This window comes from Pantoea sp. E956-1 (genome assembly GCF_982223955.1).
This window is the reverse complement of sequence record NZ_CEUYZP010000010.1, coordinates 110,206-125,215: the sequence shown is the minus strand read 5'-3', so window position 1 is coordinate 125,215 and position 15,010 is coordinate 110,206. Positions and strand designations below refer to the sequence as shown.

The window sequence follows — 15,010 nt, the reverse complement described above, 5'->3', positions numbered from 1 at the left end:
GCGCGGTTTATGAAGACGCTGCTAATTGTGTGTTGTATCGGATTGCTCATTGCAGCGATCTGGTTTCTGGGACCCTTTTTTGGTTTTGGCGTGTCACGTCCATTGCAGAGCATTGAGTCACGCGTGATCGTTACTTTGCTGGCCGCACTTTGCCTGGTCTGCTTCTGGTTACGCTGGCCGTTATTTATCGCGTTAACTGCAACGTTGTGTGTCTTGGTCTGGGTCTTTGGCCCTTTTCTGCTGGTGGGCGAAAAACATCCCCTGACTGCTGTGGGTGTCAGGCTGGCGATCATCGGAATAATGCTGGTCTGCGCATTGTTGTATGGTCTTTGGTTACTGCTACTGGCCCTGAAGGATAATCCGGCACTGCTGGATAAATTTACCCAGAACAAAACTGCAGCGAAAGAAAGTGATATATCCGAAATCTCAGCGGCCATTGCTCGTGCAGTTGATTACGTCAACAAACGCCACGGTAATCTCTCTTTTTTCCAGCGTGTCATTCTGGCGAGAAAACCGCTGGACCGATTGCCCTGGTACATGGTTCTGGGTACTCAAAATGCAGGTAAAACTTCAGCTATCCTCGCATCCGGACAAGATTTTCCGCTACCTGATCAGCTTAATCAGGTCAGTAAGCCCGCCAGTGCCACCGAGAATTGCGAATGCTGGCTGGCCAATGATGCTATCTATGTTGATACCGCAGGCAAATATGTCAGCGATCCCGATTCCACGATTAACGAATGGCGAGCGGTCCTTAAGACCCTAAAGAAATATCGCCCGGTTAAAGCGCTGAACGGCGTGATTATTGCCGTCTCCGCCGCAGATTTAGTGGGTCGCAGCCAGGCTGAACTCTTTGAGCTGGCGGCAAGCCTGCGCGCCAGGATTGACGACATTCGTCAAACGCTGGGCGTGCGTTTTCCTGTGTATGTGCTGGTCACAAAACTCGATCAACTGCCAGGCTTTGCTGAATACTTCAGAATGCTGACGGAGCAGGAACGGGAGCAGGTATGGGGAGTCACCTTCCCCTATGGCGAGACCAACACCCTGGCACCATCGGGGCTGCAGAGCCAGATAAAAGCAGAGTTTGCGCTGCTTCAGGAGCGTATCGAGCGCGATATTATCGTCCGTCAGCAGGAGGAGTACGCTAATCGCGATCGAAAAAAATTGTACGGATTGCCACAGGATTTTCATCTCTTGTCAGAGCATGTCGCAGAAGTGGTGCACAACATTGTATTCGCTTCCCGCTACGATGAGTCGCAGAACTACACCCTGTTACGTGGTATCTATTTCTGCAGCAGTCATCAGCCCGTTGGGTTTAGCTTACTGAATAATCAGAGCATCATCCGCCAGTGGCAGAACTATGTTGAGAATACATCACCCACGGTGTCAGCTTCACTGACCGCACAGCCTCAGGAGCGTGATTTTCTGGTGGGCGATGTCTCCTACGGGCGTCAGTATTTCCTCAGAGAACTTTTTAGCGAGGTCATTGTTAAAGATCGCGGTCTGGCGCGCCATAACCTGGCCAACGAATCAAAGTTCCGCCTGCAGCGTTTTCTGGGGCATACCCTTTCTCTCATGCTGGCTGTGGTTCTGCTGAACGGTTTTTGGCACAGCTATCATCATAATAGTGACTACCTCAGTGTCGTGGAGGAGAAGGTCAGCACACTTGATACAGAAGTAAGAAACTTCGTCAAAAAACCGACCGATAGCCTGCTTCCTCGTCTGTTAACACTTTCACAATATCTGCCGGAATATGGCTCGCTGGCGTTATTTAATCCACCGCTTGAGTGGCGCTATGGGCTTTATACCGGTGGCGAAGTTGTGGAGTCTTCCGACTTACTCTATCAGTTCTTTTTACAGCATTTGCTTCTGCCGCAGATAGAGCAGCAGGTTAGCCTTGCTCTTCAGAACGCCATTGATAACGGTCAGTCCGAACCAATTTTCCGCTTACTGAAACTCTACTTGCAGGTTCACGGACAGGGAACGTTCGACAAGTCGTATATGATCGCTGCCATTACCCGTCTGTGGGAAAGCTCCGGAAAGCTACAGCCTTATGAGGAACGCCGGATTTTTGTGGCCCACCTGAACCGACTTTTGGACTCGCCTGAATGGCGACGTTATGGGCACAGTCTGGATGACGGTCTGGTTAAATATGCGCGGGCAATGCTTGAGCGTGACGATCTGGCAAGCCGGCTCTATGAACGCATCAAAGATTCGATCATGCAGGATGCGCCAGCCGATCTGACGTTAAACGCGATGACGAAGTCTCGCGGCAGTGAAGTGTTCACGCTCATTGACGAAGGCGGTGTGACAGCCATTCCCGGACTGTTTACCCGGGCTGGTTACTACGACGTGTTTAAAAAAAAAATGGAACCCGGTTTGAACTGGCTGCAGCGTGAGGATGCGTGGGTATTAGGTAAAGCTGAGCAGAGCGGGTCAGAAGAGCAGAACAGATTAACCCCCAGTACGGTGCTGGTTAATCCCGTACAGCAGCAAATTCTAAAGCGTTATCTGGATGAATATGCACGCTACTGGCAGGGCTTTCTGGGCAATATTCGTCTTAAAACCGACCTGTTGCGGCTGGATGATGCCTATACGGGGACGGGCATGGCGGGCGACATTTATATGCTGCGCGTGCTCAGTGCGTCTGATTCGCCACTGGCAAACCTGCTGTCCCGCGCAGTGAGCGAAACCACGCTGGTCGGCAAAGAGAATACCTCGTTGTTTGAGAAGGTCAGTAACAAGGGGCAAATCCTGAGCGCCGCGACCAAAGTGAGCCTTGCGTATGCTGCGATAGAAAAAAAATTGCTTCAGGAGCAGGTTGATAATCAGTTTGCGCCATTACGTGAATTTGTAACCGGTAAACGCGAGCTGGCAGCAGAAATGCCTCCGTTGAGTGGCGAAGCGGGGTTGAGCAAATTACTGGGTTCCCTTAACGAGCAATACACTCTGTTTGTGGTCTACGAAGATGCATTGAAAAACGGCAATGCGATGGCGCTTTCCAGTTCGGCTAAACAGCTGGGTGCTGAGGCTCAAACCTGGCCGGACCCGCTCCCTGTTGTTATTGCTCCGTTACTTGAAGGTGCATGGCATCGTGCTCACCGGGAGGCCATTGCTAAAAGTAACGAAGGTATCGAAGACAGCATTGGGCAGATTTGCCGTGCGACGTTGCAGGGACGCTATCCTTTCGCTCAAAGCCAGCGCGAAGTTAAAGTTGCCGATTTTGAACGCTTCTTTGCTGCAGGTGGCGTAGTGGATGATTACTTCAAAAAGAATCTGGCAGACAAAGTGGACACGTCAACGCGCCCCTGGCGTTATAAAGGCGACAGTGAAGAAAATGAAAGTACCCTGGCTTTGTTTGAAAAAGCGGCTGAGATTCGTCATCTCTTTTTTCAGGAAGAGGGCGGTCGACGTCTTTCGCTGCTCTTTGATGTGTCAGTACCCTATCTGGATCCGTCTATTACTCAACTCAATATGAGCTTTGACGGCAAACAGGTGAATTATGCCCACTGGCCGGTTTCACCGGTTTCTCTTCTCTGGCCAGCTTCGCGTATGACCTCAAAAGTGACGATCAACGCCATGCCACGTGTCGCGTCGGGTACGTCGTCGATGAGCTTTTCCGGTCCGTGGGCACTGTTTCGCTGGATGGATCGCGCCAGCGATATGCTGGTTACGCAGTCCGGCGAGATGCAATGGGTCTATGAACTGGATTCCCGACGGGCGAATATTGGCATCTCTGGTCTGACTTATAAAGATCGGTCATTAGTGGCGCTGTTGAGAGATTTTCACTGTCCTGGCGACTATTAAGAATCAGCGGCCATTACGCCAGAGGATATTATGTCGATACGCATTTTTTTATTGATCGATGGATTACGTCCAGGCCTGCTCAGACGCTCAGGAAAAATCCATCGTGAAGTGCGATCAATTATTACCCAGCATGTATTGCCAAATATCGGTTCCGGCATGCCTGAGGAGTTATCGGTAGGGCATTACCCCTGGTGCTTTATTATTTCGGGGGCGACGCTGTCAAAGAAAAGATATTACGCAGGTGCCTTTAGTCTGACGTCAGGAAAAGAGGGTGAGAAACAACTCTTTGTTATATGCAGTCTTGTTTCTGCTTCATGGTTGCAAAAAAATATGCACACTAAATATCCGCTGACTTTTTGGGCCGCGAGAATTTTAAACCTTGCAGGTGAAAAGGATATGGCATCAAAGAGCTGGCAACCACTATATCAATGGTTCAGAGCACTTCGATGGGCATATTCTCCCTGGCGGCAGTTTTTACTTAAGCCGACATGGCGCTTTGAAAACCAATCAAAAATGCTATTCAGGGAGGGATCGCAACAGGATTATCGCATAGCGGAGGGTGATGGCGTCGGCGTTATGCCATGGAAGAACTGGCCTGACTGCCTTCAGTGCGAGGCTGGGATCTGGATTTGGCAACAAAGCCGACACCGAATGGTTCTGGATTCGCAACGAATTCCATTACGGCATGAAAAGACTAACCCGGCTGACGGGTCTTTTTAAAAATTCATAACGCATCAGGTGATTATATGTCACGAACAATTGGATTAAGTAGTCCTGCTATGCCTTTGCTACTTGGGGAACCTGCTTTAGTCATCTCAAAGCTGGTTGGTGAGGAGGCACTTTCCTTACTTTATTCATACCTGGTGACTGCAAATACACCGGCTAACCCGCTTATCCCCTGGCAGGCGGCATCGAATGTTGATTTAAAAGCGTTAATCGGCAAAGAGATGACCGTTGAAATTGAACTGGATGGCAATGGGCTTGGGGATATTCTCAATATAGGTAAACACGTCCGTGAAATATCCGGGATTGTGCAGAAAGCTCGCTATGTCGGACGTGATGGTAATCAGGCGTTATATGAAATCTGCCTTCGTCCCTGGCTTCATCTCGCAGAGTTAACTGCGGATTATAAGATTTTTCAGCAAAAATCCGTAGTTGATATTATTGATGAGGTGCTGGCGGATTATAGTTTCACTTATGAAAAGCGACTGGCAGGAAGTTATCCTCTACTCGATTTTCAGGTTCAGTATGGTGAAACTGATTTCGATTTCATTGAACGCTTAATGGAAGAGTGGGGGATTTACTGGTTTTTCGAACACAGTGAAAAAAGCCACAAGCTGATTCTGGTAGATAACGTAGGTACGCATAAGCGTTTTACCAGCGAGGCTTACCATGTCATTCAGTATGCACCTGATCGCCCAAAAATGGACCAGGAATATATTAGTCAGTTCCATTTTGAGGAAACGATTACCTCCGGTAAATGGGTCACGAACGATTATGATTTTACTAAATCGCGCGCGGACATTATGGCGATTGACAGTAAACCGCGTAAGACAAGTTTCAATCAGATGGAGATTTTCCACTGGCCAGGTGATTACGAGCAACCTGCGATTGGCGAGCAACTGGCGCGTGTGCGAATGGAAGAACGCGGTGCACTCGGTTCCCGCTGCAACGGTTCCGGTGAGTTACGTGGTATCGCCTGCGGCTGCGTATTTGAACTGGTCAACTACCCGGTAGAAAAAGCCAATCGTGAATATATGATTCTGCGCAGTAAGCTTGAAGTTGAAGAGATCGCCCAACTGACATCAACGGATGAGTTTCGTTACACATGTCACTTCACTGTGCAGCCGACCACTAAGATTTACCGTCATCCGATGATCATCGAAAAGCCAAAGACCAGTGGCCCTCAGACGGCAATTGTCGTTGGTCCGGAAGGTGAAGATATCTGGACTGATGAGTATGGCCGCGTGAAAGTGCGCTTTTTATGGGACCGCTATGGTCAAAACCGTGAGTCAGACTCCTGCTGGATGCGGGTGAGTCAGGCCTGGGCAGGCAATAACTTTGGCGGTATTTATATTCCGCGAGTGGGACATGAAGTGATTGTTGACTTCATTAATGGTGATCCAGACAGACCACTGATAACCGGCAATCTCTATAACAATGTCACTATGCCGCCCTGGGAGCTGCCGGTCAACGCAACGCAAAGTGGTCTTATCAGCCGTACGGTTGGCGGGGGACGCAGCAACTACAATGGCATTCGCTTTGAAGATAAGCCCGGGCAGGAAGAGTATTGGGAGCAGGCTGAGCGGAATATGACCCGCTTAACAAAGCAAAACGAAGAACAAACCATAGGACTAAATTCCAGTGTCAATGTAGGGGTATCACGCAACCTGTTCGTGGGCGGCAACTACATGTCTGACGTAATTGGTAATAGTAGTGCGCTGGTGGGGGCTTCGCTTGGCATTCAGGTCGGTGGCAGTCAGTCAGACAGCGTCGGCGGCGCAAAAGGGATTAACGTCGGGGGGGCCTTCATGACAAATGTTGGTGGTTACCACTCTGTTTCTGTCGGTGGGGCCAGTGCAATGATTGCTGGTGGCGCGATGACGCTGACCGCAGGCGGTGAACTGGTGATATCAGCGAAGAAAATAAAAATCATTGGATCCAGTCAGGTGATAATTCAGGGCGGGGAAGTTGATATTAACCCGGGAGATAGTTGCTGTGACAGTTGTGGTGGAGGCGGAGGCGGCGGCGGTGCCATGGTGGGATTGCCAGGTTTGCCAATGATCAGATCATTGATGGGCGTGACTATTCCGCTTCCGGACTTACCTATTCCGACTGATGAACCGACACCGGAACCGACGCCGGAACCAACACCCACACCAACACCGGCACCAACACCAACACCGACAGGTAGTCAGGAGATCGAACCTTAAGTATTCGGTTAACTAAGAGCAAAACAAGGTTCTCTTTATTTTATGATTCTGAACAGGAGAAATGACAATGCAAAATGCAGCAAGAATAGGTGACGCCACCGCACACGGCGGCGTTTTATGTTCCGGTTCGGGTAATGTCTTTATCAACGGCCAGCCTGCTGCAATGGCTGGAGCAAGCGTAGCGCCATGTGCTATTGGCCACGGAGCTGCTCCCGTGGCATCGGGATCGGGCACGGTTTTCATTAACGGTATGCCGGCAGCGCGATTAGGCGATGTCACGGGTTGCGGTGCGGTGGTTGTTTGCGGCTCACCAAGCGTATTTATTGGCAGTTAATGTTGTGAACATTCATTTTGAATGGCCGCCACGACGGCAACCGGTCTCGCTTGTCCGCAATCTCATTCAGGGCAATGCTGCCACATTTGATGTGCTCGCTGGTGCATTTGACGTACACAGTGCTCATGCTGGCCACGACGCTATCATGTTTTACTGGCACATGACCCGGCTGGTGATGATGAATTTGTGTTCGCGTTGCGTCTGCCGTCTGGATGACGTTGACGTCGCCTATGGAAGTATTCATCCATTACGCGAATCAAGCCGAATTCAGGCTGGACACTTCAAAATGAGCGTGATCAGTGACACTCAGTTAGCGCATAACGAGCCACTAACATATGGTTCTTATTCAGGCGACAGCCGGGGAGCCGGTAGTCCGATTCATGACGTTGAAGATATCCTGCCTAATAAAGGTAACTACATTAATGATCTTCGTTACCTGAATAACGTCATTCTAACGCAGGATAAAGAGGTCGATATTCTGAAAATGCTGGCGGTGGAATATAAGCGATTTCTGATCTGGCAGGAGCAGGATGATGGCGGTGTTATTGATGTTCAACCTCAGAAAAAGCGCATTATCAGAACGGACGCTCATTTTGAACATATCCGCGAGACGATAAAAGAGAAAACGTTGACGGAATGTATTGTGGATAGTGATTCATTGATTGAAAAAGCGTTATCGGAACTGGGAATGGACGAGCAGTGGAACGAACTCTTTACCGAAGAGGAAAAAACCGATCTGCTTCACGCACTCTCACCGGAAGTTAGTGTGATGCAAGGCAGAGATAATGTATCCGAATTGGTGTTTCAGGATTTGCGGAAAATAGGCCTGGACACGCATTATTAATTTAAGGAATTAACATCATGCAAGATTTTACCTCATTGACTCAGATGCTTAAAACAGCCCCGCTTGATGAAATACTGACCAGCGTTTCAGCGCAGGTTAAATCCCATCCTCAGGATATGAAAGCCCGTGACATTCTGTTCAAACTCTACTGTATTGATGGGGCGTGGGATAAAGCACTGATGCAGTTACAGACGATGGCGCTCCTGAATAGTGAACTGGAAAAACAGACTGAACTCTACAAGAATCTGGTGTTTAGTGAAGTTCAGCGGCAACAGGTGCTGACTGGTGAACGTCAGGCTGCAACCCTGAAGGGCGAAATGCCTGGCTGGATGTTAAAAATTCATCGGGCCAATTCGGAGCACTATCAGGGTGAGTCTGAACAGGCTTTGACCTTACGCGAGGAGGGGTTTGAGCAAGCGCCTGAAAACGCCGGCAGGAGCGAAACGTTGGGCGAGTTCTCCTGGATAGCGGATAGCGACAGTCGACTGGGGCCGATATGTGAGTTTATTTGTGCTGGTGGATACCGTTGGCTACCCTACGCCGGGATCCAGCGCCTGAATCTCCGCCAGCCTGAAGATCTTCTGGACCTGCTCTGGCTACCCGCCGAGGTTAACGTAGAAGGAGAAACCTACTACGGTTATGTTCCGGCACGCTATCCGGTGGTGAAAAACGACTCACAGGAGATCAAGCTTGGCCTGAAAACGGAATTAGAAACGTTGTCTGAAATGGTGTTAGCGGGAAGTGGAAGGAAAGTACTGCTGACAGACCTCAGTGAACAGGCGATCACGGAAGCAGGCGACATTGTTTTCAAATAAAAATAGCGACATGCTGCTACGTTATCCACCGACTTTGCTGGAGCGTCTTCAGGATGATGAACCTAAAAGTGTTCACGATCGTCTCAAGCCCGTTGATATGAGTACAATGCGAAGCATTGTGCAAAAAGATCTTACCGATCTGATTAATCACAGCAATATGGAGGCGAAATTAAACGAAAATAAACATGGCCCTGTCATTAAATCTGTCCTCAACTATGGCATCTCAGCACTGATGGGGTCGCAGGAAAATAGCCATGACTGGAGTGTTATTGAACACAAGATTCGAAAAGCCATTCTCTATTTTGAACCAAGAATAATTCCGGAGACGCTGGTTATACGCTCCTTACAAACCGGAGATGATATGGTCAGGCATGCTGTCATTGCTGTAGAAATTCGGGGGCTAATACACTGGAAACCTAAGCCGATCGATTTGTGTATGAGTGGAAGGTATGATTTTGAATCTGAAAAGGTTGACCTTAGCGTTTTATGATAAAGATGAGGTTGTTGTCGTTGCGTTAGAATATAAATAGCTGAATTTAACAACTGTTGGCATATCAGATTATTGCTGCCGGGCAATCATTTTTTTTGAACGCCTGGCTTAAATTCATTCTCATTTTGTTATGGTCTCGCAGGGTTTATTTTCGGTTTGTGGAGCAAAACACCAGATAGAATTTATTTATTTGTCTTTATCGCTGTTTTTTATGTTTTTTATGGTTTTTAAATCCAGTTATTGTCTTTATCGTGACGTATTTGAACGTGGTTTTCATTGCGGATATACTCTCTTCGTTATCAATTGGTGACAAAATGAAGGAATTAGTGAGACCTTTAAAGTGTTTAAAGGTTGCTTTTATTTTAATTAATCTTTATTTGCCGGCTTTATCCACTTTATAGTGGGTATATTGTGTCGTCTCATAATCTATATAGTCTTATGATAAATGTTAAGCATGGGTGTTGAATATGTTAAATATCTTATTAGTGGATTATGATTTCTATCATCGAAAGGGGCTTAGCACGTTGATTTATAATCAACTGACTAAAAAACGGAAAGAACGTGTTTGTTTTTTATTACCCTCACAGAATGATAATCAGGGAGTTGCCGATATTATTTTCCGAAATGATATGGTCACCATTTATATAGAAAACAAAAATAAAGGATGTGCCACAGCTGAAACGTTAGAACAATCGCCAGGTAAGATTACTATCCATGTCCCATTTACACTAAGAAATCAGCCGCTTAATGTTGTATCTCAGAAGATAAAAAAGATAGTTGAGATCGCCAGTTCTGACTACAGAGAACTGGCCAACAAAGAAGATGTGTGCTGGAGGCTCGGCCTGAAGCAGCATACGCAGCTTTCTGATACTGAAAATCACGTGATGGTTATGATCGGTCATGGTTATGACAGTAATCATATCTCTAAAATAATGAAACGTTCGAAAAAAACAATCAGTACTCACTATCGTAACGCGAGTCGTAAAATCGGCATGTCAAACAGAGCTGAGTTTTATCGATTTGCTTCGTTTATTGCAAGTTGCCGGAGAGAGGAAAGAAACACAATTTGTTTGTAATGTGAACCATCAAAAGGGATTAGTGATGAAAAAAATAGCGAAGAGCAAATGGAAGACAGACTTACCATTTAAGAATAAAATTTATTTCCTGTCAGTCAGCCTGTTTATGTGTGGCAATGCATTTGCCACGAATACAGACTCCATCATTGCGAATGGCACTGAACGTACGATTCAGGAATCAACGTTTGAGAATGGAACAAACGGTGCTTATATCATTCAGGCTAAAAAAGGGGCTGTTATCACGGCCCGTCAGGTTGAGTTGAATAGCTCCGGCACGCTCGGTGGCGGCCTCTGGATAGAGAACAGCCAGCTTAATGCTCAGGATCTCACTATCAACGTGGCTGGCAGTTCGGGTACCGGGCTCTATCTGGCGAATGACAGCACAGCAATCCTTACTAACTTCAATGTTTATGGGACCAGCAGTGCTATCGGTGTCGTGCTTGACGGCACATGGTCAGTGCCTCAGGGAAATGTATCGGCAGAGATAAGGGACGGAACCGTGGCGACCAACGAGGGTGACGCTTTTCGTATTACGGGGGGCGAGCTGACACTGACGGATATTACGGCCACTACCCTGGGCAGCAGCAGTTATGCCGTTAACGCCAATGCCAGTGCCAATGTAAACATTAACGGCGGAAGTTTTACGACTCAGGGTTTATACAGTGATGCCATCTGGGTCGCCTCAGCGGATTCTTCAGTAACACTGAAGAATGCCAGTGTCTCTACTGCGGGTAACCGCGCCAGCGCTATTAATGCCCAGCTAGGTAATGCCTATGCCACAAACAGCATTTTAAAGACACAGGGGGAAAATGCTTACGGACTTTATACCCAAAAGTTCATTCAGGGCGATGGACTGACGATAACGACTGCGGGTACAGGCAGTGTGGGTCTGTTTACCGCATTGGGCGGCCAGGGCGTCTTGAATAATAGTATCATCACCACTGATGGCGAGCTGGCTGCGGGTCTTGCTGCCTGGCCGGGTTCAGCTATTACGGCAGACAATGTCCAGATTGAAACGACGGGTATGCAGGGATTCGGTTTATGGGCACGTGCGGGTTCACTGGGTGTCAGCAACAGTGAGATCTCTACATCAGGTGAGGCAGCCAGCGGTCTCTATGCCGATGGATACTTTTCTTCGCTGAAAAGCACGGTATCGCTTGATAACGTTACGCTGACTGCCAGCCAGGCCCCGGCCATTCAGGTAGAAACGACGAATTTATCTTTGGTCGCCAAAGATTCAACGCTAACCGGTGGAAATGGCCAGTTACTGAGTGTTGCACATTATGTGGATACCCTCGATCCCGCCAGCAATCTCTACAGTAATGTGACGTTCGAGGCGATCAATAGCAGGCTAAATGGCAATGTCGATGTGACCGATCCGCTGAATACGGTAGCGGTTAGCCTCTTTTCCGGGACTGTTCTGACGGGCGCCGTGAACAATGCGACGTCACTGTCTCTCGATAGCACCAGCCAATGGAATATCAGTGACAGCTCAAATATTGGCCAGCTAACAAATAACGGAACGATCATTTTTTCCAACACTGACAGCTTCAATAGCCTCACCATCACCGGCGATTATGCGGGTGATGGCGGCCTGCTGGTCATGAATAGCGTATTGGGAGATGACGCATCTCCGTCCAATACGCTAATAGTGGGCGGTGACGTTCTTGAGGGAACGACCAGCGTCACTATCAATAATCTGGGGGGATACGGTGCGCAAACTGTCGAAGGCATTGAAGTTGTTGATGTAGCCGGGACATCTATGGGCCGCTTTATCAAATCAGGGCGTATCGTTGCCGGCGCTTACGATTATGACCTGATTAAGAAAGGCGAAAGCTGGTATCTGACCAGCCAGTCCACGGCGCCAGAAGCTGATGCAAATCGCACAGTGCCAGAAGAGAGTATCGATGTGTCTCCATCGCCTGAGTCACAAGAGACAGAAGTTGTTCACCCCGAGGTGGGAAGTGATACAACAACATCGCCAGCCGTTGTTCACCCCGAGGTGGGAAGTGATACAACAAAATCGTCAGCCGTTGTTCGTCCCGAAGCGGGAAGTTACACCGCTAACCTGGCGGCAGCGAATACACTGTTTATGATGACGCTGCATGATCGATTAGGAGAGACACAATTTATTGATGCAATTACAGGCCAGCCGGAAGTCACCAGCCTGTGGCTACGTCAGATTGGCGGTCACAACAAATGGCGGGACGGCAGCGGTCAGCTGAAAACACAGAGTAACCGTTATATGACTCAGATAGGGGGGGATGTGGCACGCTGGAGTACAAGCGGTGCAGATCGCTGGCACGTCGGTTTCATGGCAGGTTATGGCAATAACAAAAGTTCAACAGAAAGTCAGGCAAGTCGCTACCGTTCAAGGGGGGATATTAAAGGTTACAGCATCGGTAGTTATGCGACCTGGTATGCCAATCAGGACGATCATACAGGTGCCTGGCTGGATAGCTGGCTGCTGTATAGCTGGTTTGATAATGAAGTGAAAGGGCAAAATCTGACTGCTGAAACGTATAAATCCCATGGTTTTACAGCCTCGCTGGAAAGCGGTTACGCATGGAAGGTGAGTGAGTTTCAGGGAAGTCAGGGGTCTGTCGGTCAATGGTTTATTGAGCCTCAGGTACAGGCGGTGTGGATGGGTGTCCGGGCCGATAATCACGGCGAGGAGAATGGCACACGTATTCGCGGGGAAGGTGATGGCAACTGGATGACCCGACTTGGCGTCAGGACCTGGCTTAAAGGCCATCACGCAAGCGACGAAGGCAGGCAGCGTGAGTTCCAGCCCTATCTTGCGTTAAACTGGCTGCACAATAGCCGTAATTTCTCCACAGATATGGATGAGATTCGGGTGAGTCAGCAAGGGGCGAAAAACCTTGGAGAAGTTAAAGTCGGTCTGGAGGGACAACTCAATCCGCGACTCAATCTTTGGGGTAATATTGGCGTTCAGGTGGGTGATGAGGGGTATAATGATGCCGCCGCGCTAATCGGGTTGAAATATAATTTCTAAACGTAGGTAAAAAGGTATTTCACCTTATTTTGGCCGATTAAAAATTAATCGGCCTTTCATTTTTCTGTTTACCGTTTTTTGTATTCAGTGCGCGTCCGTTCAGAGACCACCGCATCAATCCTTCTGTACAGTCATCTCTCCGCGCCAGATGCCCGCCTGCACTTCCTCACGATCTTCACGGGCGATAAAGCGATAGCAGCCTGCCGCCAGACCGGCACCAATAAACCAGCTGAAGTTCGCCACCTGATGCAGGGAAGGGATAAAGCTAATCACCAGACAAATCGCCACCGATGGCAGCAGTGCGCCAATCGCTTTAGGGTTAAAGCCACCGCGATACCAGTAACGGCCTGCTGGCGTATCGTTAAACAGATCGTCGACCGAGATACGTCCACGTTTAATCAGATAGAAATCGGTCAGCAGAATCCCGAACAGCGGCCCGATAAACGATCCCAGCACATCCAGCGTGTAGTGAATCAGCTCAGGAGACTGGAACAGATTCCACGGCGTTAACAGCACCGACCCCACCGCGGCGATCATCCCGCCAGTTCGGAAACTGATTTTCTGCGGTGAACAGTTGGAGAAGTCAAAAGCGGGTGAGACGAAGTTCGCCACGATATTGATGCCGATGGTGGCGGTAATCATGGTCAGCAATCCAATCGCGACCGCCAGATCGTTGCCGACCATGCTCACGGTTTCGATGGGATCGGTAATCATTTTGCCAAACAGCGACTGGGTGCCCGACACAATCACTACCGTCACCACGGAGAACAGCAGAAAGTTAAACGGCAGTCCCCAGCGGTTGCCGCGACGGATCTCTGACATGCTCTTGCCGTAGCGTGAAAAGTCACCGAAGTTCAGCAGCGGCCCGGAGAAGTAAGAGACCACCAGCGCCGTTGCCGTAATCATCTGCCACGTCTGCTCGCCTGCGGTCAGCGATTTGCTGGCGAGGGTAAAGGAAATCCCGTCAAAGCCGGTCTTGTATACAATCCAGCCCGCCAGCGCCACCATCACCACATAGACCGCCGGTCCGGCGACATCAATAAACCGTTTGATGGCGTTCATGCCATGCCAGAACACCATTGCCTGCAGTAACCACATAATGCCGAAGCAGCACCAGCCCAGCAGCGACAGACCAAGCCAGTGCGGCACGGTCATCGACGTCAGCGACGGCGCGAACTTCAGCAGCACCAGCATCAGCGCATTCGCCGCGAGATAGGTCTGGATGCCATACCAGGCGAACGCGATCAGGCCGCGTATCACCGCCGGGATATTGGCACCAAACACCCCAAATGCCTGACGGCAGATCACCGCATAAGGCACGCCCGCCATCTGGCTCGGTTTCGCCACCAGATTCGCACAGATCTGCACGATGCAGATCCCCGCCAGCAGGCAGAGCAGCACCTGCCAGCTGGCTAATCCCAGCGTGAAGAAGCTGGCGGCCACCACATAACCGCCCATGCTGTGCACATCTGACATCCAGAAAGAAAAAATGTTGTACCACGACCAGTTCTGATCGCGAGTCGGTGCCAGGTCGTCGTTACAGAGCCGTGGGCTGTAACGGGCGTTGGCTTCAGAGGCCGTGCTGGCCACCGTTGATTGATTTGGCATGAAACCTGCTCCTCTACCCGAGAGTGAAATGAATAATCTGGTAAGACGGTATTGCAGGATTCAGGCCAGATCTGTTTTCTTGTATACAAT

10 protein-coding genes are annotated in these 15,010 nt (G+C 49.2%); 9 read left to right on the top strand and 1 reads right to left on the bottom strand.

Annotated features, from left to right (window positions below):
- The first annotated feature begins 9 nt into the window (after positions 1-9).
- The 9 genes from tssM to AC0T7J_RS20330 all read left to right on the top strand — a co-directional run bounded on the left by tssM (position 10) and on the right by AC0T7J_RS20330 (position 13,312).
- Complete coding sequence (gene tssM, locus AC0T7J_RS20370; protein ID WP_473796475.1) at positions 10-3,804, top strand: type VI secretion system membrane subunit TssM; 3,795 nt, start codon at positions 10-12, stop codon at positions 3,802-3,804.
- A 30-nt stretch (positions 3,805-3,834) separates the two neighbouring features.
- Positions 3,835-4,524, top strand: a complete 690-nt coding sequence (locus AC0T7J_RS20365; protein WP_473796472.1) for a T6SS protein Cts1T — start codon at positions 3,835-3,837, stop codon at positions 4,522-4,524.
- A gap of 26 nt (positions 4,525-4,550) precedes the next feature.
- Positions 4,551-6,737: a type VI secretion system Vgr family protein gene (locus tag AC0T7J_RS20360; RefSeq protein WP_473796469.1), complete on the top strand. Its 2,187-nt coding sequence runs from the start codon at positions 4,551-4,553 to the stop codon at positions 6,735-6,737.
- 67 nt (positions 6,738-6,804) lie between these two features.
- A complete protein-coding gene (locus tag AC0T7J_RS20355) occupies positions 6,805-7,071 on the top strand; it encodes a PAAR domain-containing protein (RefSeq protein WP_031590415.1) in 267 nt (88 codons plus the stop codon).
- Positions 7,010-7,915, top strand: a complete 906-nt coding sequence (locus tag AC0T7J_RS20350) for a TagK domain-containing protein (protein WP_473796466.1) — start codon at positions 7,010-7,012, stop codon at positions 7,913-7,915. Before AC0T7J_RS20355 ends, AC0T7J_RS20350 begins: the two co-directional genes overlap by 62 nt.
- 17 nt (positions 7,916-7,932) lie before the next feature.
- Complete coding sequence (locus AC0T7J_RS20345; RefSeq protein ID WP_473796463.1) at positions 7,933-8,730, top strand: type VI secretion system accessory protein TagJ; 798 nt, start codon at positions 7,933-7,935, stop codon at positions 8,728-8,730.
- Complete coding sequence (locus AC0T7J_RS20340) at positions 8,717-9,220, top strand: type VI secretion system baseplate subunit TssE (protein ID WP_473796461.1); 504 nt, start codon at positions 8,717-8,719, stop codon at positions 9,218-9,220. The genes AC0T7J_RS20345 and AC0T7J_RS20340 overlap by 14 nt, the downstream gene beginning before the upstream one ends.
- A gap of 467 nt (positions 9,221-9,687) precedes the next feature.
- Positions 9,688-10,296 (top strand): helix-turn-helix domain-containing protein, encoded by a 609-nt coding sequence (locus AC0T7J_RS20335; protein ID WP_473796458.1) that lies wholly within the window; start codon positions 9,688-9,690, stop codon positions 10,294-10,296.
- A 25-nt stretch (positions 10,297-10,321) separates the two neighbouring features.
- Positions 10,322-13,312 carry an autotransporter outer membrane beta-barrel domain-containing protein gene (locus tag AC0T7J_RS20330; protein ID WP_473796455.1) on the top strand — a complete coding sequence of 997 codons (2,991 nt, stop codon included), beginning with the start codon at positions 10,322-10,324 and terminating at the stop codon, positions 13,310-13,312.
- Between the two features lie 114 nt (positions 13,313-13,426).
- Here AC0T7J_RS20330 and AC0T7J_RS20325 read toward each other — a convergent pair whose 3' ends face one another.
- Positions 13,427-14,920: an NCS1 family nucleobase:cation symporter-1 gene (locus AC0T7J_RS20325; protein WP_473796453.1), complete on the bottom strand. Its 1,494-nt coding sequence runs from the start codon at positions 14,918-14,920 to the stop codon at positions 13,427-13,429.
- Positions 14,921-15,010: the final 90 nt, after the last annotated feature.